General features: G+C 58.5%; 19 protein-coding genes and 6 tRNA genes. 9 read left to right on the top strand and 16 right to left on the bottom strand.

The window, feature by feature from the left end:
• From UN63_RS11075 to UN63_RS11065, 3 genes are all read left to right on the top strand, one after another.
• Positions 1-1,173: putative Ig domain-containing protein (locus UN63_RS11075; protein ID WP_146084740.1), on the top strand; the 1,173-nt coding region annotated here is incomplete at its 5' end.
• 9 nt (positions 1,174-1,182) lie between these two features.
• Complete coding sequence (locus tag UN63_RS11070; RefSeq protein ID WP_104486814.1) at positions 1,183-2,526, top strand: efflux RND transporter periplasmic adaptor subunit; 1,344 nt, start codon at positions 1,183-1,185, stop codon at positions 2,524-2,526.
• Positions 2,527-2,530: 4 nt separating this feature from the next.
• A complete protein-coding gene (locus UN63_RS11065; protein ID WP_104486813.1) occupies positions 2,531-4,648 on the top strand; it encodes a site-2 protease family protein in 2,118 nt (705 codons plus the stop codon).
• Between the two features lie 105 nt (positions 4,649-4,753).
• Here UN63_RS11065 and lnt read toward each other — a convergent pair whose 3' ends face one another.
• From lnt to miaB, 5 genes are all read right to left on the bottom strand, one after another.
• On the bottom strand, positions 4,754-6,304 hold the full coding sequence (lnt, locus tag UN63_RS11060; protein ID WP_104486812.1) for an apolipoprotein N-acyltransferase: 1,551 nt from the start codon (positions 6,302-6,304) through the stop codon (positions 4,754-4,756).
• Positions 6,305-6,306: 2 nt separating this feature from the next.
• On the bottom strand, positions 6,307-7,188 hold the full coding sequence (corC, locus tag UN63_RS11055; RefSeq protein WP_104486811.1) for a CNNM family magnesium/cobalt transport protein CorC: 882 nt from the start codon (positions 7,186-7,188) through the stop codon (positions 6,307-6,309).
• 9 nt (positions 7,189-7,197) lie between these two features.
• The gene (ybeY, locus tag UN63_RS11050; protein ID WP_104486810.1) at positions 7,198-7,662 is read right to left on the bottom strand and encodes an rRNA maturation RNase YbeY; all 465 of its coding nucleotides are present in this window, start codon (positions 7,660-7,662) and stop codon (positions 7,198-7,200) included.
• On the bottom strand, positions 7,659-8,690 hold the full coding sequence (locus UN63_RS11045; RefSeq protein WP_104486809.1) for a PhoH family protein: 1,032 nt from the start codon (positions 8,688-8,690) through the stop codon (positions 7,659-7,661). Before UN63_RS11045 ends, ybeY begins: the two co-directional genes overlap by 4 nt.
• 87 nt (positions 8,691-8,777) lie before the next feature.
• The gene (gene miaB / locus UN63_RS11040) at positions 8,778-10,208 is read right to left on the bottom strand and encodes a tRNA (N6-isopentenyl adenosine(37)-C2)-methylthiotransferase MiaB (RefSeq protein ID WP_104486808.1); all 1,431 of its coding nucleotides are present in this window, start codon (positions 10,206-10,208) and stop codon (positions 8,778-8,780) included.
• 183 nt (positions 10,209-10,391) lie between these two features.
• On the opposite strand from miaB, the gene UN63_RS11035 reads away from it, so the two are divergent.
• Positions 10,392-11,561, top strand: coding sequence for an FAD-dependent monooxygenase (locus UN63_RS11035; protein ID WP_104486807.1), 1,170 nt, complete (start codon positions 10,392-10,394; stop codon positions 11,559-11,561).
• 211 nt (positions 11,562-11,772) lie between these two features.
• On the opposite strand, the gene UN63_RS11030 is transcribed toward UN63_RS11035, so the two are convergent.
• The 8 genes from UN63_RS11030 to pth form a co-directional block, all read right to left on the bottom strand.
• Positions 11,773-11,847 (bottom strand) — tRNA-Gln (locus UN63_RS11030).
• Between the two features lie 11 nt (positions 11,848-11,858).
• Positions 11,859-11,943, bottom strand: a tRNA-Leu gene (locus UN63_RS11025).
• Positions 11,944-11,949: 6 nt separating this feature from the next.
• Positions 11,950-12,026: transfer RNA gene (locus UN63_RS11020), tRNA-Met, on the bottom strand.
• Between the two features lie 113 nt (positions 12,027-12,139).
• Positions 12,140-12,214 (bottom strand) — tRNA-Gln (locus tag UN63_RS11015).
• A gap of 46 nt (positions 12,215-12,260) precedes the next feature.
• Positions 12,261-12,335, bottom strand: a tRNA-Gln gene (locus tag UN63_RS11010).
• Positions 12,336-12,339: 4 nt separating this feature from the next.
• A tRNA-Met gene (locus UN63_RS11005) sits at positions 12,340-12,416 on the bottom strand.
• Positions 12,417-12,681: 265 nt separating this feature from the next.
• Positions 12,682-13,773 (bottom strand): redox-regulated ATPase YchF, encoded by a 1,092-nt coding sequence (gene ychF, locus UN63_RS11000; protein WP_104486806.1) that lies wholly within the window; start codon positions 13,771-13,773, stop codon positions 12,682-12,684.
• A 29-nt stretch (positions 13,774-13,802) separates the two neighbouring features.
• Positions 13,803-14,399, bottom strand: coding sequence for an aminoacyl-tRNA hydrolase (gene pth / locus UN63_RS10995; RefSeq protein ID WP_104486805.1), 597 nt, complete (start codon positions 14,397-14,399; stop codon positions 13,803-13,805).
• A gap of 194 nt (positions 14,400-14,593) precedes the next feature.
• Between pth and UN63_RS10990 the strand changes: the two genes are divergently transcribed.
• Positions 14,594-15,322, top strand: coding sequence for a sulfite exporter TauE/SafE family protein (locus UN63_RS10990; RefSeq protein WP_104486804.1), 729 nt, complete (start codon positions 14,594-14,596; stop codon positions 15,320-15,322).
• A 557-nt stretch (positions 15,323-15,879) separates the two neighbouring features.
• On the opposite strand, the gene UN63_RS10985 is transcribed toward UN63_RS10990, so the two are convergent.
• The 3 genes from UN63_RS10985 to lolB all read right to left on the bottom strand — a co-directional run bounded on the left by UN63_RS10985 (position 15,880) and on the right by lolB (position 18,511).
• Positions 15,880-16,827 carry a ribose-phosphate pyrophosphokinase gene (locus UN63_RS10985; RefSeq protein ID WP_104486803.1) on the bottom strand — a complete coding sequence of 316 codons (948 nt, stop codon included), beginning with the start codon at positions 16,825-16,827 and terminating at the stop codon, positions 15,880-15,882.
• A gap of 239 nt (positions 16,828-17,066) precedes the next feature.
• The gene (gene ispE / locus UN63_RS10980) at positions 17,067-17,936 is read right to left on the bottom strand and encodes a 4-(cytidine 5'-diphospho)-2-C-methyl-D-erythritol kinase (RefSeq protein WP_229793571.1); all 870 of its coding nucleotides are present in this window, start codon (positions 17,934-17,936) and stop codon (positions 17,067-17,069) included.
• On the bottom strand, positions 17,933-18,511 hold the full coding sequence (lolB, locus tag UN63_RS10975) for a lipoprotein insertase outer membrane protein LolB (RefSeq protein WP_181068232.1): 579 nt from the start codon (positions 18,509-18,511) through the stop codon (positions 17,933-17,935). The genes ispE and lolB overlap by 4 nt, the downstream gene beginning before the upstream one ends.
• 122 nt (positions 18,512-18,633) lie before the next feature.
• Here lolB and hemA point away from each other — a divergent pair, with 122 nt between their 5' ends.
• From hemA to UN63_RS10955, 4 genes are read left to right on the top strand one after another with little or no spacing between them, the layout of a single operon-like run.
• Positions 18,634-19,893: a glutamyl-tRNA reductase gene (hemA, locus tag UN63_RS10970; protein ID WP_104486801.1), complete on the top strand. Its 1,260-nt coding sequence runs from the start codon at positions 18,634-18,636 to the stop codon at positions 19,891-19,893.
• 23 nt (positions 19,894-19,916) lie between these two features.
• Complete coding sequence (prfA, locus tag UN63_RS10965) at positions 19,917-21,002, top strand: peptide chain release factor 1 (RefSeq protein ID WP_104486800.1); 1,086 nt, start codon at positions 19,917-19,919, stop codon at positions 21,000-21,002.
• Complete coding sequence (gene prmC, locus UN63_RS10960; protein ID WP_104486799.1) at positions 21,002-21,859, top strand: peptide chain release factor N(5)-glutamine methyltransferase; 858 nt, start codon at positions 21,002-21,004, stop codon at positions 21,857-21,859. The genes prfA and prmC overlap by 1 nt, the downstream gene beginning before the upstream one ends.
• On the top strand, positions 21,837-22,667 hold the full coding sequence (locus UN63_RS10955) for a SirB1 family protein (protein ID WP_104486798.1): 831 nt from the start codon (positions 21,837-21,839) through the stop codon (positions 22,665-22,667). The genes prmC and UN63_RS10955 overlap by 23 nt, the downstream gene beginning before the upstream one ends.
• Position 22,668 lies beyond the last annotated feature (1 nt).

Genomic DNA, 22,668 nt, shown 5'->3' with positions numbered 1-22,668 from the left:
TACGTCATCGACGAAAACAACGCGGCGGTGCAGGCCCTGCGCACCAGCGGTCAGACCCTGACCGAGACCTTCAGCTATACCGTCACCGATGCCGGTGAGCTGAGCGACAGTGCGACCCTGACCATCACCCTCCAGGGTCAGAACGATAACCCGGTGGCGCTGACTACCAATATCAATGAGCAATGGAATTTTGGTAAAGACTACCAGCGTGATATTTCAGTGCTCTTTACCGATATAGACAGTGCAGCGAACGGTGAGGACCTTGATTTTGTCATCAAGGGCTTGCCCAAGGGGCTGAGTTATAACCCGGAGACCGGGATCATTACCGGCAAGCCGACCGAAGCCGGTAAGTTCAGGGTTACCCTGACTGCGCTGGACCAGGCTGGAGCACAAGTGTCCCGTGAATACCTGCTGGAAGTGTTGGCCCCACCGAAGGAAACCCCGGTAACGCCACCGGTCAAAAACACCGATGTGCCGCCACCCAAGGTGGATAACACTCCGGTGACCAACACCTTGTCGTCCCTGCCGCAAGGGCTGGTCAACAAGGATGGAAGCCAGGACGACAGTGCCGGAGTCGGCTTTGTGACGCCCAAAACATCAACAGACACCGTCTTGCTGTCGGAGTCTGGCGCTCTGGTAGTACAAACCACCGGAACCGATGGTAATACCACGGTCAGGGCATCGGTTGATGTCAATGTGAGTGATAATGGCGAAGTGGTCTTCAGCAAGGCACAGCGGCAAGCTTTTGACTCGATAGCAATGAAAGTGTCCAGCATTATTCCTACAGCAAGGGATCAGTTGTCCATTGCCATTGCCGACAGCAAAGCCGAGCAGGGACAGAGCTACAGTGGCTCTCTGGCCGACGGTTCTGTTCTGCCTAACTGGGTCATTATTGACCCGAACACCGGCAACGTCACTATAAACTCCCCCGGGCAGGTAAAAGATCTGACGCTCAGGATCCAGGCGGTGGGTAGCGATGGCCAGATACGTATCCTGGAGATCAAGCTGGACATTGAAGAGCTGCTGCGCAACAAAGCTTCAGACAGCCCGGAGCAGCCATCGACAGAATTGCCGGTGACCGGCTTTGTGCCGCTGGCCGAGCAGCTGGCTACCGAAGTAGATGCGATGGAAGCTTATGGCAACCGGTTGTTGAATATGCTGACCACGGTTTAAGGAGCAAATGTGAACCAACATGTTGCAGCTTTATTGGGGCTGGAACAACAATTGCGCAAGGCAAGCAGCCTTGCGCAGCTGTTTTATACCATCGTCAATCAAACCCATCATTGTGTTCCCTATACCCAGAGCGTGTTGATACTGGGGGAAGAGTTGAGTCATCTGCAGGTGGTGGCGGCGTCGGATATTCCAACGGTGGACTACACCTCACCGTTTGTTGCCTGGACTGAACGTCTTGCCGGTCATCTTTCGCAACGCGAGGACGCCCGGCAGCTGTCGGCGTTTGATATAGGCCTGGTGCCCGAGGCGTTACGGCTCGACTGGCAGGACATGGCCCCAGAGCAGCTGCTCTGGGCACCGCTGCGAGCGGTGGCCGAGGAAGGGCGCATACTCGGTGTCTTGCTGCTGTTTCGCTCCGAGCCCTGGACCGAACAGGAACGAGGCGTCATGGAGCACCTGTCCGGCACCATAGGGCATGCCTTGTTTGCACTGCAGCGTCGGCTGCCGTTCAAAAACGCTCTGCAGCGTATGCGTCAGAGAAAAACCTGGCTGTTGCTGGCTATCCTGCTGCTGGCCGTGATGTGGGCGCCGGTGCGGCTCAGCACCCTGGCTCCGGTTGAAGTCATCGCCCGGGATCCATTGGTGATCAGTGCGCCGCTCAATGGCGCCGTCAAACAACTGAACGTCATGCCTAATCAGGGTGTTAAACGCGGTGAGCCATTGGTGCAGTTTGAAGATAGCGAACTTGCCAATGAGTACGAGATAGCCCAGCAGGCGTTACTGGTGGCCCGGGCCGAGCTGAAAACCGTCCAGCAAAGCGGTTTTATGGATCCATCCCAGAAAGCACGTCTGGCCGAGCTGGAGTCGCGGGTAAGATTGCGGCAGGCAGAGCTGAACTATGCCCGTTCCCGGTTGGCAAAGACCACACTGACCGCACCGGGGGCCGGCATTGCGGTGTTGGGCGATCCGAACGAGTGGAAAGGGCGACCGGTCAACATCGGCGAGCGCATCTTGCTGCTGGCCGACCCCAAGGCGGTAGAGCTTGAAATCATGCTGGCGGTAAAAGACTCGATTACCTTGCAGCTGGGTGCCGAGATCAAGGTGTTCTTTGATAATGATCCTCTGTCTGCCTGGTCGGCACACCTCCAGCATGCGAGCTACGAGCCGCAACGCACTCCCGATGATCTGATGGCGTATCGTTTGATTGCCCGGCTTGATGGCCTGAAGAACGACACGACTCTGCCCAGAATAGGAACTAGGGGTACGGCAAAAGTCTACGGCAACAAGGTAAGTCTGTTCTTCTATTTGTTCCGTCGCCCCATTACCAGTACGCGCCAATGGCTGGGTTGGTAGTGACATGACCATCGGTGCTGTATTGCCTCCATTGCGTCAAAACCTGCGATTGTTACCCGGAGCCCCCGATGAGGATGGCGCTCCGCGCTGGCTGCTGTTTGACGCGGTGCGTAACAAGTATTTTGCGTTGTCGGCCGAGGCGCTTTATTTGATCCGTCACTGGCAGGCGGGAGCCTCGGCAGAAGGGTTCTTGTTGGAGTTGAACAATCAGGGCCATGATTATCGCCCCGAAGAGTTGGCGGCATTTATCGACTTTGTGGTGTCGAATAACTTGATCGAGTCCCGCACCGTCGAGGCCTCACAACATGTTTATCAGCAGTATGCTGACCAGCTGCTGGGATTCTGGCGTTGGTTGATCCATCACTATCTGTTTATTCGTATCCCACTGTTCCGCCCGGATCCCTGGCTGAACCGTTGGACGCCTCGGCTGAATTGGTTGTTTGCGCCTGTCACCCATTATCTGCTGTTGTCACTCGGGGGACTCGGACTGGTGCTGGTGGTGCGCCAGTGGGACAGCTTCTGGTCTACCTTTCTGCACTTTTTCAGCCTGGAGGGGTTGGTTTTTTATGGGTTGACCCTGGCGGTAGTGAAAAGCGCTCACGAGCTGGGCCATGCCTTTGCCGCCAAACGTCAGGGCTGCCGGGTCGCCTCCATGGGCGTAGCCCTGCTGGTGATGTTTCCGGTGCTCTATACCGATACCACCGATGCCTGGCGGCTGAGATCCAGAGCCGCCCGGCTGCGTATTGTGACCGCCGGGGTGCGTACCGAGCTGTATCTGGCCCTGCTGGCGACCTTTCTGTGGAATCTGTTACCCGATGGTCCCTTGCGCAGCGCTGCCTTCTTTGTTGCCACCACCAGTTGGGTTACCTCGGTACTGGTCAATATCAGTCCCTTTCTGCGCTTCGACGGCTACTATGCCTTTTCCGACTGGCTGGGAATAGAAAATCTGCAGCAGCGGGCCTTCGCCTTTGGGCGCTGGCGGCTGCGTCATTTGCTGCTGGGATTGAAGGATCCCCTGCCCGAGCCGCAACCCCGGGGCAGAACCCGATTGATGGTGGCTTATGCCTGGGCGACCTGGCTGTATCGCTTCTTTCTGTTTCTGGGCATCGCCCTGCTGGTTTATCACCTGTTCTTCAAGGTGCTGGGTATATTGCTGTTTGTGGTGGAAGTGCTCTGGTTCATTGTGTTGCCAATCTGGAGGGAAGTGAGCGTGTGGTGGAAGCGTCGAAGTGAATGCAGCATGGGAACTGGCCGCCTGCTGTTCTGGGCACTGGCGGCGGGTGTGCTGATGCTGAGCTTGTTGCCTCTGCATGTGGGAGTGGCGGTACCGGCGGTGCTGAAGGCCCAGTCCGAACAGAGTCTGTTTGTATCCGAGCCGGCTGTCATCATGGAGATGGCGGTGAAACAGGGTGATGCAGTTGAAGCCGGTCAGTTGCTGGTGCGGCTGGAGTCGGAGCCGTTGAACTTCGAGTTGCAACAGGTGGAAGAAGAGCTGCAACTGGTTCGGCTGTTGCTGGATCGCAGCGGCAGCTCGGTACAGGAAAAGGCCGTTCGCGCCATTACCGAACAACAACATCAGCGGTTGCTGGAACGAAGAGCCGGATTGCAGGCTCGGCAAGAACGGCTGCAACTGCGTGCCCCTTTTACCGGCAGGGTTACACAAATTGAATCATTGCACCCCGGTGTTTGGGTGGGTACCGAGATGCCATTGCTGTCGCTGGTTGAGCCGACCCGGTTCCATGTAGAAGGATATATCGGGGAGCAATATCTCGATCTGGTCCGGGCGGGTAGTCAGGGGGTCTTTATTGCCGACCGGCCGGGGATGGAGGCTCTGCCGGTGAAAATCCGTGACGTGGATATCGGCGCCGTCTTTGCATTGCCTTATGGTGAGTTGAGCTCGGAATATGGCGGCCCCATTGCGGTGCGACGCGTCGTCGAAGATCGTCTGGTGCCGGAAGAAGGCCACTACCGGGTATCGATGACGCTGAATGATATCAGCCCTATAAGCCGCATTGATGCCCGCTTGCCCGGTGTGGTCAGGGTGGAGGGAGAATCGCGCAGCTGGTTGTGGTACCAGTTACGCAGGGTGCTGGCGATTTTGATCCGGGAAAGTGGTTTCTGAATCAAGACAACTCTTCTTGGCCTGGACAACAAGGCCCACACCACGGGACAGAAACAGAAAGGGGAAAGACAGATCACCGACTTTCCCCTCACTCCTTCACTTTATTCAGCTTCTCGCTTTCTGCCTCAGGTTTTCTTTCGCATTCAGCTTTTTCTGGCGCCATTTGTATTGCCGCCGGCCTTGGGTTATCCCCAGAGCCGCGCTGACCAATAGCCAGATCAGTAACGGTGTGCTGCCGAAGCGGGCATAGGGCGTGAGTCCGGTCATGCCGGTGACCTCGGTGCGCAGTACGCCGGCTTCGAACTGGGGCAGGCTGGCGGTGATCTGGCCCTTTTCATCGGTGACCAGAGTGACGCCATTATTGGTGGCGCGGATCAGCGGTCGGCCCAGCTCCAGGGCGCGCATGCGGGCAATCTGCTGATGCTGCCAGGGGCCGATGGACTGACCGAACCAGGTGTCGTTGGACAGGGTCAGCAGATAATCGGTATCGGGCTTCATGTTATCCCGCACCAGCCCCGGAAAGGCCACTTCATAACAGATGGCCACGCTGAGGTGACGGCCACCGGCATTCAGATCCGGCTGGTCGGTTGCACCGCGAGAGAAGGACGACATAGGCAGATTGAAGAAGGGCGCCAGTGGTCGCAGCAGGCTTCCGAAGGGCACGAATTCACCTATCGGCACCAGCTGCTGTTTGTAATAGCGATTACTGTGCTCGGACTGGTAGGGAATGGCGTTGCGGCCCAGGGTGATAACGGCGTTATAAACCTCGTCGGTATCGGGGCGGGATACGGTGCCGGTGATCAGGCTCTGGTTGCGCTCGCGCATCAGCAGATCCACCTGCTCCAGCCAGGGCGCCAGATGTTGCTCGGAAGCCGGCAGCGCGGACTCGGGCCAGATCACCACATCCGCATCCCGCTCGGGCAGGGTCAGTCCCAGATAACGCTCCAGACTCAGCTCCAGCTGACCCGGAATCCACTTCAGCGATTGTTCTATATTGCCCTGCACCAGGGCGAAGCGGCTGCTCTGGGTAGGCGTGACCCATTGTACAAAGCCGGCGCCGAAGGCGGCGCCCCATAACAGCAGCGCGGCCAGACCCGGCCACCAGACGAACCGATTGCGCAGCAACAACCACAACGCCGCCGCCGAAAAGCTCAGCAGCCAGCTGATGCCCTGCACCCCCAGCACCGGTGCCAGCCCGGCGAGGGGGCCGTCCAGCTGGCTGTAACCGAACCACAGCCAGGGAAAACCGGTCAGTACCCAGCCACGCAGCCAGTCGGCCATTACCAGTAACGCCGGCAGCACCAGCAGGGCTCGCCAGCGGGGAGAGGGCACCAGCCGTTGTGCCAGCCAGACGGCGGCGGCGGTATAGAAGCTGAGGTAGGCGGCCAGCAAGGCCACCAGCACAAAGGCGACGGCCAGGGGAATGCCGCCGAAAATGGTCATGCTGTTGTGAATCCACCACAAACCCGGCAGATAGAAACCCATGGCCCAGATAAAGCCGCGTTTGGCGGCCATGACGGGGCCAAGATTCTGGGTAACGGCATAAAGACCGAACAGCGACACCAGCGCCAGTGGCCAGTAGTCGAAGGGGCTGAAGGCTAAAACGCCGAGGGCCCCGCTAAGCAGGGCCCCGAGAACAGGTAGATAATGGCGCACTGTTATATGGCTTCCGAAGTCGAGGTTTCCTGATTGTTCGGTATCTTAACCTGTAACTGCAGCAAACGTCGACGGTCGGCGTGGGCGACCTTGAACACGAAGCCGTTGAGTTCGAGCTGTTCGCCCTTGGCGGGCAGATGACCGAAGGCGTGCATCACCAGGCCACCTACGGTGTCGGCTTCATCGTCGCTGAAGTCGGTATGAAAGAACTCGTTGAAGTCTTCGATGTCGGTCAGTGCCGCCACCGCATAGACGCGCGACGTGATCTGACGGATTTCGGCGCTTTCTTCCGCGTCGTATTCGTCTTCGATGTCGCCGACGATCAGCTCCAGAATATCCTCTATGGTCACCAGGCCGGAGACACCGCCGAACTCGTCGACGACGATGGCCATGTGGTAGCGTTGCTGACGGAATTCCTTGAGCAGCTTGTCGAGCCGTTTGCTTTCGGGCACCACCACGGCGGGGCGCAGCACCTTGTCGATGGAAAACTCTTCGTCGGTGAGGGCAAAGCCGTACTGCAGCAGATCCTTGGCCAGCAGTACGCCCTCGATGTGATCCTTGTCTTCGTTGACCACGGGAAAGCGGGAGTGGGTAGACTCGATGATCATCGGCAAGAAGGAGGAAACTGGCTGGGATTTTTCTACCGTCACCATCTGTGAGCGGGGGATCATGATGTCCCGCACTCGCAGCTCGCTGACTTCCAGCACCCCTTCAATCATGTCTTTGGTGTCCTGGTCGATCAGCTCGCGCTGACTTGCTTCCATGATCACTTCAACCAGTTCTTCACGATTCTTCGGTTCGCCCTGAAAAAGCTGGCCCAGCTTCTCAAACCAGTTTTTCTTGGTGGACGAACCGTTTTCTGAGTTCGAATTATCGTCGCTCATTGACCTTGTTTAACCTTCATCGTCTTGATAGGGGTTGGTAATACCGAGTTCTGCCAGAATGGCTATCTCTCTGGCTTCCATGATTTCGGCTTCATCATCCTTAATATGGTCGAAGCCGAGCAAATGCAAGCAGCCGTGTATCACCATGTGTGCCCAATGGGCCTGCAGCGGCTTTTGTTGCTCGGCCGCTTCTCGCTCAACCACCTGACGGCAGATCACCAGATCGCCCAGCAGTGGCAGTTCGATGCCGGGAGGAGCTTCGAACGGAAAAGACAGCACATTGGTGGACTTGTCCTTGCCTCGGTAGTCCCGGTTGAGCTCGCGGCTCTCAATCTCGTCGACCAGCCGCACCGTGATTTCGGTTTCTTCTCGCTCGTCGGCCAGTGCGGCCTTGAGCCAGGTTTCCAGTTGCTGCTCACTCGGCAGACCCGGCGCTTCATCACAGGCAGTTTGCAGGTCCAGATACAGGGTCATGATGCTTTCTCGTTCGGGTGCTGTTCAGATTTTTTCTGATCCTCGAAGGCTTCATAGGCACGCACGATACGGGCCACCACAGGGTGGCGCACCACGTCTTCGGCGCGAAAGAAGTTGAACGAAAGACCATCGACACCGGTCAGCACTTCGATGGCATGGCGCAGGCCGGACTTGGCATTGCGCGGCAGATCGATTTGGGTGATGTCGCCGGTGATCACCGCCCGGGAGTTGAAGCCGATACGGGTCAGGAACATCTTCATCTGCTCGACCGTGGTGTTCTGGCTTTCATCCAGAATGATAAAGGCGTCGTTCAGGGTACGGCCGCGCATATAGGCCAGTGGCGCCACTTCAATGACGTTGCGCTCGATCAGTTTTTCGACCCGCTCGAAGCCCAGCATCTCGAACAGGGCATCGTACAGCGGACGCAGATAGGGGTCGACCTTCTGGCTCAGATCGCCGGGCAGAAAGCCGAGCTTCTCGCCCGCTTCTACCGCCGGACGGGTCAGTAAAATACGACGCACTTCCTGACGTTCGAGGGCATCGACTGCCGCCGCTACCGCCAGATAGGTCTTGCCGGTACCGGCCGGGCCTATGCCGAAGGTGATGTCGTGGCTGAGGATATGGGCCACGTAATGCGCCTGATTGGGAGTACGAGGCTTGATCAGGCCGCGCTTGGTCTTGATCACCACTTCCTTGCCGTACTGATAGCCCTCGGAGGGCTCTTCGCCCTGCTCCAGTACCTGGCTGCCCTTGATGGCCAGATGCACCTGATCGGGGGTGATATCGGGAACCGACTGGCCGCGCACCGACTGGGTGTCGACATAAAGTTGCGTGAGCAGCTCACCGCCGACCTTGACCAGACTGGCCGGACCCACCAGCGTGAAGTACTGGTTTTGGTAGTTGATTTCCAACCCCAGGCGGCGTTCCAGCTGTTTGATGTTGTCGTCGAAGGGGCCGCACAGGCTGGCCAGGCGCTGGCCATCGGCCGGCTGAAGTTCAAGTTCCAGGGTGGTGACTTGTGCTGTCAAAATAACTCCTGAATATCGGGGATTGGGGATTCGGGAGTAGGGAGTAGGGTATCTAGTCCCTATTCCCCAATCCCGAGTCCCTGTATTTTAGGGTGTAAAGGTGGCCACACCGACTTCGTCGGCCACGCCGTCCGGGCGGCGAGCCAGAATGCTCTTGGGCGATACCTGTACCCGCAGGCCCATTTCATTCTCGCCATGCAGAAACTTGCCGCGCAGGCTGTGGGGCATGACTTCGGTGATCTCCACATCGGCGAAGCCGCCGATCAGGGTATGGGGACCGGTGAAGTTGACCACGCGGTTGTTTTCGGTACGACCGCGCAACTCCATGGGATCCAGCTTGGAGGGACCTTCCACCAGGATACGCTGGGTCGAACCCAGCATCTGCCGGCTGATCAGCTGGGCCTGGTTGTTGATCACCGTCTGCAGGCGATAGAGGCGCGCTTTTTTCTCGTCCAGCGGCACATCGTCCGGCAGGTCGGCGGCCGGAGTACCGGGGCGCGCGCTGAAGATAAAGCTGAAGCTCATGTCGAAACCCACATCTTCAATCAGCTTCATGGTCTTTTCGAAGTCGTCCGCATCTTCACCGGGGAAACCGATGATGAAGTCGGAACTGATGGTGATGTCGGGACGAGCCACTCGCAGCTTGCGGATCTTGGACTTGTATTCCAGCGCGGTATGCGGCCGCTTCATCAGGGTCAGAATGCGGTCAGAGCCACTCTGTACCGGCAGGTGCAGGAAGCTGACCAGCTCGGGCGTGTCCTTGTACACCTCGATGATATCGTCGGTGAACTCGATGGGATGACTGGTGGTGTAGCGCACGCGGTCGATGCCATCGATGGAGGCGACCAGGCGCAACAGCTCGGCAAAGCTGCAAATTTCACCGTCATAGGTCTCACCGCGATAGCCGTTGACGTTCTGGCCCAGCAGGTTGACCTCGCGCACTCCCTGATCGGCCAGCTGGGCGATTTCGTAGAGCACGTCGTCCATCGGCCGGCTGACTTCTTCGCCACGAGTGTAGGGCACCACGCAGAAGGAGCAGTATTTGGAGCAGCCTTCCATGATGGACACAAAGGCGGTGGCGCCGTCGGCGCGGGGCTCGGGCAGGCTGTCGAACTTTTCGATTTCCGGAAAGGCCACATCCACCTGGGCGCCGTTGCCTTCGAGCACGGACTTGATCATCGCCGGCAGCCGGTGCAGGGTCTGGGGGCCGAACACGATATCGACAAAGGGAGCCCGGGAGCGAATGGCGTCACCTTCCTGGGAGGCGACGCAGCCGCCAACACCGATCACCAGCTTGGGGTTGGCGACCTTCAGCGGACGCCAGCGGCCCAGCTGATGGAAAACCTTCTCCTGCGCTTTTTCGCGGATGGAGCAGGTGTTGAGCAGCAGCACATCGGCCTGCTCGGCATCGTCGGTGAGCTGGTAGCCGTGAGTGGCGTCCAACAGATCGGCCATCTTGGATGAATCGTATTCATTCATCTGACAGCCCCAGGTTTTGATATGAAGTTTTTTGCTCATGGCTCTCTTTGGATTACGGCAAGGGACATGTTTCAGGGTCGAGGATTCTACTCTTTTCTGTCGGCAGTGACCAGATAATATCCAGCCGCAGCCCGGTGACAGCAAGGGCAGATTCCCTCCGGGTTACCGCACTTTTTGCGGTAGAATAGTTGAAAAATCGCGAGGTTAGCACGAGGTTAGCATATGGAACATTGTGATATTGCCATCATCGGCGGCGGCATGGTCGGGGCTCTGGCTGCGGCCCTGCTGGCACCGACCGGCCTGAATATTCGTGTCATCGAAGCGAAAGCACCGGCGGCTTTTTCGCCTGAACAGGCACCGGATTTACGGGTGTCTGCCATCAGCGCCACCTCGGTGCGACTGTTGCAACAGGCGGGGGCCTGGGAAGCCATCGTCGCCATGCGCGCCTGGCCTTATCAGCGGCTGGAGGCCTGCGAGTGGCAGGGATTCAGTACCCATTTCGAGGCCCGGGAGCTGGGCTGCGAATACCTGGGCTACATGGTCGAAAACCGCGTCATCCAGCTCGGGCTGTGGCAGGCGTTGGCTCAGTTGCAAAACGTGCTGCTGGACTGCCCCAATGGGCTGACCGACCTGACTCAGAACGAGGCCGTCGCCGAGCTGAGCCTGGAGGGCGGACAGCGGCTGCAGGCGCGGCTGGTGCTGGCTTGTGATGGTGCCGAGTCTCGTACCCGCCAGCTGGCCGGTATCGGCATCTCGTCCTGGGATTATGCTCAGCACTGCATGCTGATCGGTATAGAAGGCGATGGTCTGGAGCCGGACACCACCTGGCAGCAGTTTGTCCCCAGCGGCCCGCGGGCCTTCCTGCCGATGGGGCCCCTGCAGGGATCTCTGGTATGGTATGACCAAAAGGCGCGTATTGCCGAGCTGGCAGCGCTGGATAACGCCTCGCTGGCCGAGCAGGTAGCTGCTCACTTTCCGGCTCGGCTGGGCAATTTCAAGGTGTTGAGCAAGGGACACTTCCCACTGCGCCGCCGCCATGCCAACGATTATGTGAAAGGCGCCGTGGTATTGCTGGGGGATGCGGCCCATACCATCAACCCGCTGGCGGGGCAGGGGGTCAACCTGGGCTTCAAGGACGTGGCGGCGTTGAGCGAGCTGATTCATCAGGGGCTGGAAGCGGGTCTGGACATCGCCGCTACCGAACGATTGCTGCGCTACCAGCGTCGGCGCCGGCCCGACAACCTGCTGATGCAGTCGGCCATGGACCTGTGCTATCACACCTTCAGCAACGATATCATGCCCATCAAGCTGCTGCGTAACCTGGGGCTGAAAGCTGCCCAGCACAGCGGCCCGCTGAAAACCCGGGTGATGAAGTACGCCATGGGGCTTTGACTGCAGAGGGACTGGGGATTAGGGAATGGGGAATGGTATGGTTCCCTAATCCCTAATCCCTAATCCCTAATCCCTAATCCCGGAAAGCAAAAAACCAGCTCTAGGGCTGGTTTCTTACTATTTAAAATGGCTGGGGTACCAAGAGCCGAAGCTGGGCACTAAGGCCGAGATCAAAAAGCAAAAAGCCGACCCAAAGGTCGGCTTTTTAATATGGCTGGGGTACCAGGATTCGAACCTGGGAATGGCGAGATCAAAACCCGCTGCCTTACCGCTTGGCGATACCCCAATTTTCTTAAATGGTGCGGGAGGCGAGACTTGAACTCGCACACCTTGCGGCGCTAGAACCTAAATCTAGTGCGTCTACCAATTTCGCCACTCCCGCAAAGAGTGGTGGCTATGGCGGGATTCGAACCTGCGACCCCATCATTATGAGTGATGTGCTCTAACCAACTGAGCTACATAGCCACATCAGCATCGAGTTTCCTCGATGTTTGTAAAACATCGCTGTGGTAACAAGTCTCGATGTCGGCCACTGAGGCCGATATCAAAACCAGCTGTTTTCACAACTTTCAGTAAAATGGCTGGGGTACCAGGATTCGAACCTGGGAATGGCGAGATCAAAACCCGCTGCCTTACCGCTTGGCGATACCCCAACAACAATGGACGACATTTATAACATACTAGTCAGCCATTTAAAAATGGCTGGGGTACCAGGATTCGAACCTGGGAATGGCGAGATCAAAACCCGCTGCCTTACCGCTTGGCGATACCCCAGCAATGGTGGCTATGGCGGGATTCGAACCTGCGACCCCATCATTATGAGTGATGTGCTCTAACCAACTGAGCTACATAGCCATTGCTTTCTCGTTGATGACGTCTCGTCACCGAACGGGGCGCATTATGCTCAGCCAGCGCCGGAGCGTCAACCGTTTTTTCCCGAAAAAAATGACCTTCTTAATCGTTTGGCCAGAAACTGAACGTGTTGCCGAGAGACTATACAAAACCCGGTGGGATTTACAACATGGCGAGGGGATTAGGGAGCAGGGAGGGATTGGGGATTAGGGAATGGGGATTAGGGAGCAGGGACTGGGGCTCGGGTCCCCAGTCCCTTTTGAGGCGCTTAGACGTTAAACAGGAAGTTCATGATATCGCCGTCCTTGACGACGTAGTCCTTGCCTTCTGCGCGCTGTTTGCCGGCTTCTTTCGCACCTTGTTCGCCCTTGTAGGCAATAAAGTCGTCATAGGCGATGGTCTGGGCGCGGATAAAGCCCTTCTCGAAGTCGGTGTGGATCTTACCAGCCGCCTGGGGGGCGGTGGCACCCACGGGGATAGTCCAGGCACGTACTTCCTTCACCCCGGCGGTGAAGTAGGTCTGCAGGTTGAGCAGTTCGTAACCGGCGCGGATCACCCGGTTCAGGCCCGGCTCTTCCAGACCCAGATCGGCCATGAATTCGGCGGCTTCTTCCGCATCCAGTTCGGCAATTTCCGACTCCATTGCGGCACAGACCGGCACCACGACGGCGTTTTCGGCGGCGGCGATCTCCATGACCTGGGCCAGGTAGGGGTTGTCCTCGAAGCCGTCGTCATTGACGTTGGCAATGTACATGGTCGGCTTGATGGTGAGGAAGTTCAGGTAGTCGATGGCCGCCTTTTCTTCTTTGGTCAGCTCAACGCTGCGCAGTACCTGGGCCTGCTCCAGCGCCGGCAGCAGCTTTTCCAGTACCGTTACTTCAAACTTGGCATCCTTGTCGCCGCCCTTGGCCTTTTTGGCGTTACGATGGATGGCGCGCTCACAGGTATCCAGATCCGCCAGTGCCAGTTCGATATTGATAATGTCGATATCGTCCTTGGGCGACACCTTGCCGGATACGTGCACGATATTGTCATCGTCGAAACAGCGTACTACATGACCGATAGCGTCGGTTTCACGGATGTTGGCCAGAAACTTGTTGCCCAGGCCTTCGCCCTTGGAGGCACCAGCCACCAGGCCGGCGATGTCCACGAATTCCATCGAGGTCGCCAGGATACGCTGAGGCTTGACGATCTCGGCCAGGGCATCCAGGCGTTTGTCCGGCATCGGTACCACGCCGGTATTTGGCTCTATGGTACAGAACGGAAAGTTGGCGGCTTCTATACCGGCCTTGGTCAGCGCGTTGAACAGGGTGGATTTGCCTACATTGGGCAGGCCCACGATACCGCATTTAAAACCCATATTAGTGTCCTGAGAGTGATGACTAAAAGTTACTTGGTGGAGTCGGCATTGAAGGTATGCAGGCGATTCATCGCCTTGGTCATGCCGTCGTTGAATAAAATATCGGTGCTGCGGGCGGCTTCGTCTACCGCTGCTTCCAGCAGGCTGTGCTCGGCGGCTGGCGCCTTGGTCAGTACAAAGCCGGCCACCTGGGACTTGTGGCCCGGATGACCGATGCCAATCCGCAACCGGTAAAAATCCTTGTTGTTGCCAAGGCAGCTAATCATGTCCCGCAGGCCATTATGACCGCCGTGGCCGCCGCCCTGCTTGAAGCGGGCGATGCCCGGGGGCAGATCCAGTTCGTCATGCGCCACCAGAATCGACTCGGGCGGGATCTGGTAAAAGTTGGCGATGGCGGCCACCGCCTTGCCCGAGCGGTTCATGAAGGTGGCGGGGATCAGCAGGCGGACATCTTTACCATTGATGCGTACCCGGCTGGTCCAGCCGAAGAACTTGGCTTCTTCCTTCAGCTGGCCGCCGTGCATCCGGGCCAGTTCGGCCACATACCAGGCGCCGGCGTTATGGCGCGTCTGGGCGTATTCGGGGCCCGGATTACCGAGCCCGACAATCAGTTCGATAGGGTGCATATGCTGAGTCGGCCGTTAAAATGACGCCATATTCTAATTAAGAGCGGCAATAATGGCCACCTCGGTCGAGCCAATCCACCATAATAGGCTGGAAAGACAAAATTGTTTACGATATCTGATATTATTGTTTTCTATAAAGCGGGCGTGTCATTGCCCGTTTTATACCGCAAACACGTCTGTTACAGGATCACTTCATGTTCGAATTATTAGGTTGGTCGTTGCTGGCGGGGGTGGTTAATGCCCTGGCCGGAGGCGGTCTTTTTTTCACCTTGCCGGCACTGCTGGCGTTGGGGGTGCCCAGTACCGGAGCCGTGGCGACCGCCAGCGTGGCGTCCTGGCCTGGTTATGTCAGCGCCTTCTGGGGCATTCGCCGCCAGTTGAGGCATGGTCCTCTACTGGCGCTGACCCTGATCGGTCTGCTGGGTGGTGGACTGGGCGCCCTGACGCTGGTGCAATTCCATGCGGATAATTTCAACTATCTGGTGCCCTGGCTGTTGCTGGGCGTGAGCCTGCTCTACGGGCGTCAGCTATTGAGCCGTTCCGGTTCCGAGGGGCCACTCCAGTTACGCCGCCGAGGCTGGCCGTTGCTATTGAGTGGCAGTTTCTACGGTGGCTTCTTCGGCGGCGGCCTGGGGGTCTTGCTGATAGCGCTGACCGGGCAGCTGCGCCTGGGCTCCAACCTGCAGCAGCATGCTATCAAGCTGTACCTGTCGATGCTGGCCAGCGGCGCCACCATACTGGTGTATTCGCTGTCGGACCTGGTGTACTGGCCCGAGGCGCTGTTGCTGGCGTTGGGTTATCTGGTCGGCGGCAAGCTGGGAGCCAGGGTACTGGTGTGGATCAAACCGCGGCTACTGGCCTGGAGCATAGTGGCGTTCGGCGTCGGCCTCAGCGGTTATTACTTTGTACGGTTTTACGGGTAACTGCGGGGGTTGGGGGCTGTGTAGACTAATACTGATCACATTAGGTCTCTGACCAGATATTGGAGCGGAGCGCCAGAGGCAACACAGCCGCCTCCCACGACACGCCACTGGTAAATGACACTCACCATTGCAGCCTACTGCGAACATTCACTGGATGTTCGGTCAGGCTGCAACCGTTCGTCACGGCGAGACAAGCTCGCCCCCTGAGGGCTCGGAAATGCCATCTGACCGCCAGGGATGGCGGGAATGCCGGAACGGCAGGAGCATTTTTCGGCCCTGGCATTTCACGGTCGTGGGAGCCGTTCTCTGTTGCCTCTTCTCGAGCCCCGAGTTGCCTGCAGACAGTGCCAACAGACGACGCTGCGGCATCTAAGGAGGATAAAGGGATCTGCTCAGCCGACCATCCGCACCACGGATGGTGCGGCTGAGCCTACATGGAGGTATTCACGGCGTGTCGGCGGAGCTGGCCCTTTGTCCGACCTTTGTAGTGCAACCAACAAATAGAGCAGTTACAAAAAAGCCCGCATCAGCGGGCTTTTTTTCAACGCCTGTCGGGCTTATTGCTCGAACATGGCGGAGATGGATTCTTCGTTGCTGATGCGACGAATGGCTTCGGCCAGCATGGGCGACAGGGACAATTGCTTGACCTTGCTGATTGCCTTCATCTCATCGCTCAGGGGGACCGAGTCGGTGATGATGACTTCATCGATCACGGAATCCTTGATGTTCTGGGCGGCATTGCCGGAGAACACGGCGTGAGTGGCGTAGGCAAATACCCGCTTGGCGCCGCGCTCTTTCAGGGCTTCGGCGGCTTTGCACAGGGTACCACCGGTGTCGATCATGTCGTCGACAATCACGCAGTCACGGCCTTCCACGTCACCGATCAGGTGCATGACCTGAGAAACGTTGGCACGAGGACGACGCTTGTCGATGATGGCAATGTCGGTTTCATCCAGCAGTTTGGCCACGGCACGAGCGCGAACCACACCGCCGATATCGGGTGAAACCACCACGGCATCGTGCAGATTTTTGGCTCTCATGTCTTCCAGCAGCACCGGCGTACCGAATACGTTGTCTACCGGTACGTCGAAGAAGCCCTGAATCTGCTCGGCGTGCAGGTCGACGGTCAACACCCGGTCAACACCCACGCTGGACAGGAAATCGGCCACTACCTTGGCGGTAATCGGCACACGAGAAGAACGCACGCGACGATCCTGACGGGCATAGCCGAAGTAGGGGATAACCGCAGTGATACGACCGGCGGAGGCACGACGCAACGCATCCACCATCACGATCAGTTCCATCAGGTTGTCGTTGGTCGGCGCACAGGTAGACTGGATGATGAAGACATCGCCGCCCCGTACATTTTCGTTGATTTGTACGCTGATTTCGCCATCACTGAAACGGCCAACATCGGCAGCACTCAGTTTGATGAAAAGACGGTCGGCGATACGTTGGGCGAGTTCCGGCGTAGCATTACCAGCAAACAGCTTCATGTCGGGCACGGTTGAAAACCTCGGAGTTACTTCATGGGTGGCGAGACTGGACGGGGCCGTGAACCCGTTATCACGGAAAAATTTCCGCTATCCAGCCCGTTTTAGAATTCTATTCTAGTCTCTAGTACGCCTGGCAGATAGCCGGGGTTGGGCCCTGTTGTGCTGCCGGCGGCACTTGGCAGCAGATTGACTCTTTAAATAACCAAGAGCGAAAAAGGGCCCATCCCCGTTTTCTGCAATCGCGCTGTCTAGGTTGCCGTGTTTGATGACGAGCTGGCGGCATTCATTTGCTGTAACGCACTGAAAAGAGGCGATGTATTACAGCCCTTGGCAACGAAACCGCGCACGCCTTCCGGTGCCTTGGCCAGGGCTTCCTCTGCCGCCTCTCGGCGGTCAAAGCTGGCGAAAATACAGGCTCCGGTGCCCGTCATTCTTGACGGCGCGTATTCTAGCAACCAGCCAAGGAGCTTGGCAACCTCGGGGTGGCGCTTTTTGACCAGTGCCTCGCAATCGTTTTCCCAGGGTAATAACAGTCGTTGTTGCAGGCTCAATACCGGGCTGTTACGGGGCAGATCCGGGTCGTTAAAAATGGCGGCGGTGGCCACTTCGATGTCGGGATGAAGCACCAGATACCAGGGCTCGGGTGGGTGGGCCGGGGTAAATATATCGCCCACGCCCTCGGCAAAGGCCGCCTGACCGCGGATAAACACCGGCACATCGGCGCCGAGTGTCAGCCCCAGACGGGCCAGTTGTTCGGTTGACAGCCCCAGCTGCCATAACCGGTTCAGAGCCACCAGAGTAGTGGCGGCATCGCTGGAACCACCGCCCAGGCCGCCGCCCATGGGCAGACGCTTGATCAGGGTGATATGCGCGCCCTTTGTGCAGCCGGTCTTGCTTTGCAGCAGACGGGCGGCCTTGATGATCAGGTTTTGTTCCGGCGAAACACCGGGCAGGGGCGGCGAGAGCGTCAATTCACCGTCGGGTGCCGTCGCAAAGCTCAGGCTGTCGCCATGGTCGACAAACTGAAACAGGGTCTGCAGGTTGTGGTAACCGTCGTCCCGGCGGCCGGTGATATACAGAAAAAGATTCAGCTTGGCCGGAGCCGGCAGCACCATCATGGCTTAAGTTCCCATTGGTTGATGGCCAGGCGCAGTGTGGTGTCGTCGTGGGTCAGGTCGATCCGGCTGGGCAGCCAGAGCCCGTCAATCCGGGTATAGCCCAGATAACGCAGTCGCCAGCCATGGGCAACAATGGTCTTGGGGCGACCGTCGGTGTCATATTCTACCTGGTCTGCTTCACCCGGCAGGCCCTTTATCCAGTAAGACAGCTGTTCTACCGGCAGATCCCAGCCGGTCAGCCGAAACACCAGCTCCCGGGCGTTGGTGGCCTGATGCAGCTGGCCCTCGCTGTCGGTGATCACCACCAGCCCCTGGCTGCGCGTCAGATCGAACACCCGCTTGCCGACCACATTGGTCAGGTTCATCCGGTAGTCATCGCTGTTCTGACGCCAGAACAGGCTGAGGCTGCCTCGTTCATCGGCGGTGATAATGCCGAGCCGGGCCGACAGCTGCCATTGCTGTAATTTAGTAAGGGTGGTTTTCTGGGCTTGCCAGGAGCCGGCGGGGGCTTCCTGAGCCTTGTAGGCACAGCCCGACAACCACAACAGAGCAAAGGTGAACAGTAAAATACGCACGAATAACCCCAGGATGAAATTTGGCGTCAGTATAAGGGCAAGGTCAGCTCCTTTTAAAGCCCTGGTCTTTCTCGTACAATAGCCGGCTATCCGAAAGATGTTGTGAGCTGCGCAAAACCCTCATGAACCTGCTGGTACTGGGAATTAATCATAAGACAGCTTCCGTCGCCCTGCGCGAACGGGTGGCATTCGGGCCTGACCTTGCCCCCAGGGCACTTCAGGAACTGATGCACACCCAGGGCGTGGAAGAGACAGTGATCCTGTCTACCTGTAACCGCACCGAGCTTTACTGCTGTCTGGCTCCAGATGGCGAAAGCGAATCGGTGCGGCACTGGCTGCAACGTTTTCACCGGCTGGATGAAGACGAGCTGACCGCCTGCCTGTATCAACACAGCGGTGAAGAGGCCGTGCGACATCTGATGCGGGTCGCCTGTGGTCTGGACTCCCTGGTATTGGGCGAGCCGCAGATCCTGGGCCAGATCAAGCAGGCTTATAGTCAGTCGCATCAGGTCGGTACCCTCAAGGGCGTGCTCGAACGGCTGTTTCAGAAGTCGTTTTCCGTGGCCAAGCGGGTTCGTACCGAAACCGAGATTGGCGCCAGCGCCGTGTCGGTGGCCTTCGCCGCGGTCAGCCTGGCCAAGCGTATTTTCTCGGATCTCGGCCGAACCCGGGTATTGCTGGTCGGCGCCGGCGAAACCGTCGAGCTGGTGGCGCGTCACCTCAAGGAACAGTCGGTCACCAAAATGATGGTGGCCAACCGCACCCTGGAGCGGGCCCAGAACCTGGCCCAGGAATTCGGCGCCGAGGTGATGACTCTGGAGCAGATCCCCGATTATCTGCCGAAGGCCGATATCGTGATCAGCTCCACCGCCAGCCCCCTGCCCATCATCGGCAAGGGGATGGTGGAGCGGGCGCTCAAGGCGCGCCGTCAGCAGCCCATTCTGCTGGTGGACATCGCAGTGCCGCGAGATATCGAGCCGGAGGTGGATGAACTCAACGACGCCTACCTGTATACGGTGGACGATTTACAGGGCATCATCGAACAGAATCTGGAGAGCCGTAAACGGGCTGCCGGCCAGGCCGAACTCATTATTCTGGAAGAACGGGATCAATTCATGGGCTGGTTCCGTTCGCTCGAGTCGGTGAACCTGATCCGCGACTACCGCAGCCGGGCCGACCAGGTGCAACAACAGGAACTGGCCCAGGCCTTGCTGGCGCTGGCTCAGGGCGACGATGCCGCTCAAATCATGCAGCGACTGGCTCGCCGACTCACCAACAAACTGATCCATACTCCTACTCAGGCGCTGAACCAGGCGGGCAAAGACGGCGATCAGGAAATCCTGGCCGTTCTGGCCCAGAGCCTGAGGCTTGGCCAGCGCTGATTGAGCCACAGCGGCGAGACATCATGAACATATCCATACTGAAGAAACTGGAAGGCCTGCAGGAGCGTTACGAAGAAGTGCAGGCGCTGCTGGGCGAAGCCTCTGTTATCAACAATCAGGACCGATATCGGGCCCTGACTCGTGAATATTCCCAGCTCGAAGACGTGGTCGGCTGTTTTCGCCGCTATTGTCAGGCCGAGGCCGATCTGGACTCTGCCAAAGAGATGCTGGCGGAAGACGACGCCGAGATGAAGCTGATGGCGCAGGAAGAAATCGACGCCGCCAAAGACACCATCGAGGCCCTGAGCGTCGAGCTGCAGATACTGCTGCTGCCGAAAGATCCCAACGACGACAACAACTGCTTTCTGGAAATCCGCGCCGGTGCTGGCGGGGACGAAGCCGCGATCTTCGCCGGCGATCTATTTCGCATGTATAGCCGCTACGCCGAGCAGCAACGCTGGCGAGTGGAAATCGTCAGCGCCAACGAAGGTGAGCACGGCGGTTTCAAGGAACTGATTGCCCGCATCGATGGCACCGGCGTCTACGGCCAGCTCAAGTTCGAGTCGGGCGGTCATCGGGTGCAACGGGTGCCCGAGACCGAATCTCAGGGTCGCATTCATACCTCTGCCTGCACCGTGGCGGTGATGCCCGAGGTACCGGAAGCCGAAGCAATCGAGATCAACCCTGCCGACCTCAAGGTCGATACCTTTCGGGCGTCCGGCGCCGGTGGTCAGCACGTCAACAAAACCGACTCGGCCATTCGTATTACCCACCTGCCATCCGGAATGGTGGTGGAATGTCAGGATGAACGCTCGCAGCACAAGAACCGCGCCAAGGCGATGGCGGTGCTGAACTCGCGGCTGGCGCAGATGGAGCAGGACAAGCGTCATGCACAAGAGCAGGACACCCGCCGCAACCTGCTGGGCAGCGGTGATCGCTCGGATCGTATTCGTACCTACAACTACCCCCAGGGTCGGGTGTCGGATCACCGTATCAACCTGACCCTGTACCGGCTGAGCGAAGTGCTGGAGGGTCAGCTCGACATGTTGACCCAACCGATATTGCAGGAGCACCAAGCCGACTTGCTGGCCTCCCTGGCGGAGCACTGATGACCCTGGCGCAATGGCGGCAACGGCTGCGTGAACAACTGGCGGGGGGCGAGTCTCCGGCGCTGGATGCGGACGTACTGCTGTGCCATGTTCTGGCCAGACCGCGCAGCTTTCTGCTGGCCTGGCCGGAATACGAGCCGACGGCGGCCGAGTGTGAACGGCTGAACGCGCTGGCGGCCCGGCGGCTGGACGGTGAGCCGGTGTCCTATCTGACCGGCGAGCGTGAATTCTGGTCGCTGGCACTGGAAGTGTCACCGGCCACCCTGATCCCCAGGCCCGACACCGAAATCATCATAGAAGCGGCCCTGGCCCGCTTGCCCGCGCGGCCTGCCACCCTGGTGGATCTGGGCACCGGAACCGGCGCCATCGCCCTGGCGCTGAAAAGCGAACGACCCGCCGATACCGTGCTGGCGGTGGAATATAATCCCGACGCGGCGGCGCTGGCCCGGCGTAACAGTGCACGGCTGGAGCTTGCCATAGAGGTGCACCAGGGCAGTTGGTTCGAGCCGCTGGCCGAGCAGTGTTTTGACATGATCCTGTCCAATCCGCCTTATATCGACGCCGCCGATCCTCATTTACAATCAGGGGATGTACGTTTCGAGCCCGCCTCGGCGCTGGTGGCGAAGCAGCAAGGCATGGCGGATTTGCATTATCTGGTGGTGCAGTCTCGTGACCATCTTGAGCCCGGTGGCTGGTTGCTGCTGGAGCATGGCTGGCAGCAGGGCGCTCTGGTGCGCAACGACTTTACGGCGCTGGGCTATCAGGAAGTAGAAACCCTGCGCGATTATGGCGGTCAGGAACGGATAACATTGGCACAGTGGCCCGGGAGGCTGAATGCTGAAAACGAACATCAGTGATGGCTGGTCAAGCGACGAGCCTCGCAGTCTGATGATGCTGGCGCTGGATGTGGTGGAAAGCCTTTATGGCCTCAAGGCACGGGATCAGGCGGAAGTCAGCCTCTTTGCCCTGGAGCAAGAGGTGGCCGAGCAGTTGCAAAATCAGCAGAAAGAGCAGCTGCAAGAACCGCCGACGGCGCAGCAGCTGCTGTCGGCACTTTACGGTTCTCTGGGCGTGGCCGGTGACTGGGAGCGCTTTTTCTCCACCGATAATTGCCTGATGAATCGGGTGCTGAGCCGCCGGCGGGGCATTCCGGTCACCCTGGGTATTCTGGTGCTGTACCTGTGCGAACGCTTCGATATGCGGGCCGAGGGCATTTGTTTTCCCGGCCACTTTCTGTTGCGAATCAAAGCCCCGGAGGGCGATGTGGTTATCGACCCCTTCACCGGTCGCCCCTTGTCTCGCAATGAAATAGAGCAGCTGCTGCGGGGCGCCCGGGGAAACCTGGCCCGCTTGAAGCCTAATCACCTCAAGGCGGCCGAAAGTCTCGATATTCTGACCCGATTGCTGAACGTGACCAAGGCCTCGTTTATTCATCACAAGAAGTTTTCTCAGGCCCTGGCCTGCAGCCAGCTGTTGCTCAAGCTCAAGCCCGACTGCCCCTTCGAGCGGCGGGATCGGGGGTTTCTGTTCGAGCAGCTCGACTGCGACCGCCTTGCCGCCGACGACTTTGAATTCTTTATCGAGCACTGTCCCGAAGATCCGGTGGCCGACGTGCTCAAAGCCCAGATAGTGGCCCTGGATCTGGGCCCCAAAACCCTCCACTAGG

The organism is Oceanisphaera arctica (genome assembly GCF_002936955.1).
Classification (GTDB): Bacteria; Pseudomonadota; Gammaproteobacteria; order Enterobacterales; family Aeromonadaceae; genus Oceanimonas; species Oceanimonas arctica.
The sequence above is the reverse complement of the archived record's forward strand: the minus strand, read 5'-3'. Positions and strand labels throughout refer to the sequence as shown.

Bases quoted from the DNA above. Each gene is read 5' to 3' on its own strand.
- pth (WP_104486805.1), bottom strand. From the start codon at position 14,399: ATGCACCCTATCGAACTGATTGTCGGGCTCGGTAATCCGGGCCCCGAA.
- ispE (WP_229793571.1), bottom strand. From the start codon at position 17,936: ATGATGGTGCTGCCGGCTCCGGCCAAGCTGAATCTTTTTCTGTATATC.
- ybeY (WP_104486810.1), bottom strand. From the start codon at position 7,662: ATGACCCTGTATCTGGACCTGCAAACTGCCTGTGATGAAGCGCCGGGT.
- miaB (WP_104486808.1), bottom strand. From the start codon at position 10,208: ATGAGCAAAAAACTTCATATCAAAACCTGGGGCTGTCAGATGAATGAA.
- UN63_RS10955 (WP_104486798.1), top strand. From the start codon at position 21,837: ATGCTGAAAACGAACATCAGTGATGGCTGGTCAAGCGACGAGCCTCGC.
- UN63_RS11065 (WP_104486813.1), top strand. From the start codon at position 2,531: ATGACCATCGGTGCTGTATTGCCTCCATTGCGTCAAAACCTGCGATTG.
- prfA (WP_104486800.1), top strand. From the start codon at position 19,917: ATGAACATATCCATACTGAAGAAACTGGAAGGCCTGCAGGAGCGTTAC.
- UN63_RS11035 (WP_104486807.1), top strand. From the start codon at position 10,392: ATGGAACATTGTGATATTGCCATCATCGGCGGCGGCATGGTCGGGGCT.
- hemA (WP_104486801.1), top strand. From the start codon at position 18,634: ATGAACCTGCTGGTACTGGGAATTAATCATAAGACAGCTTCCGTCGCC.
- prmC (WP_104486799.1), top strand. From the start codon at position 21,002: ATGACCCTGGCGCAATGGCGGCAACGGCTGCGTGAACAACTGGCGGGG.
- ychF (WP_104486806.1), bottom strand. From the start codon at position 13,773: ATGGGTTTTAAATGCGGTATCGTGGGCCTGCCCAATGTAGGCAAATCC.
- UN63_RS10990 (WP_104486804.1), top strand. From the start codon at position 14,594: ATGTTCGAATTATTAGGTTGGTCGTTGCTGGCGGGGGTGGTTAATGCC.
- corC (WP_104486811.1), bottom strand. From the start codon at position 7,188: ATGAGCGACGATAATTCGAACTCAGAAAACGGTTCGTCCACCAAGAAA.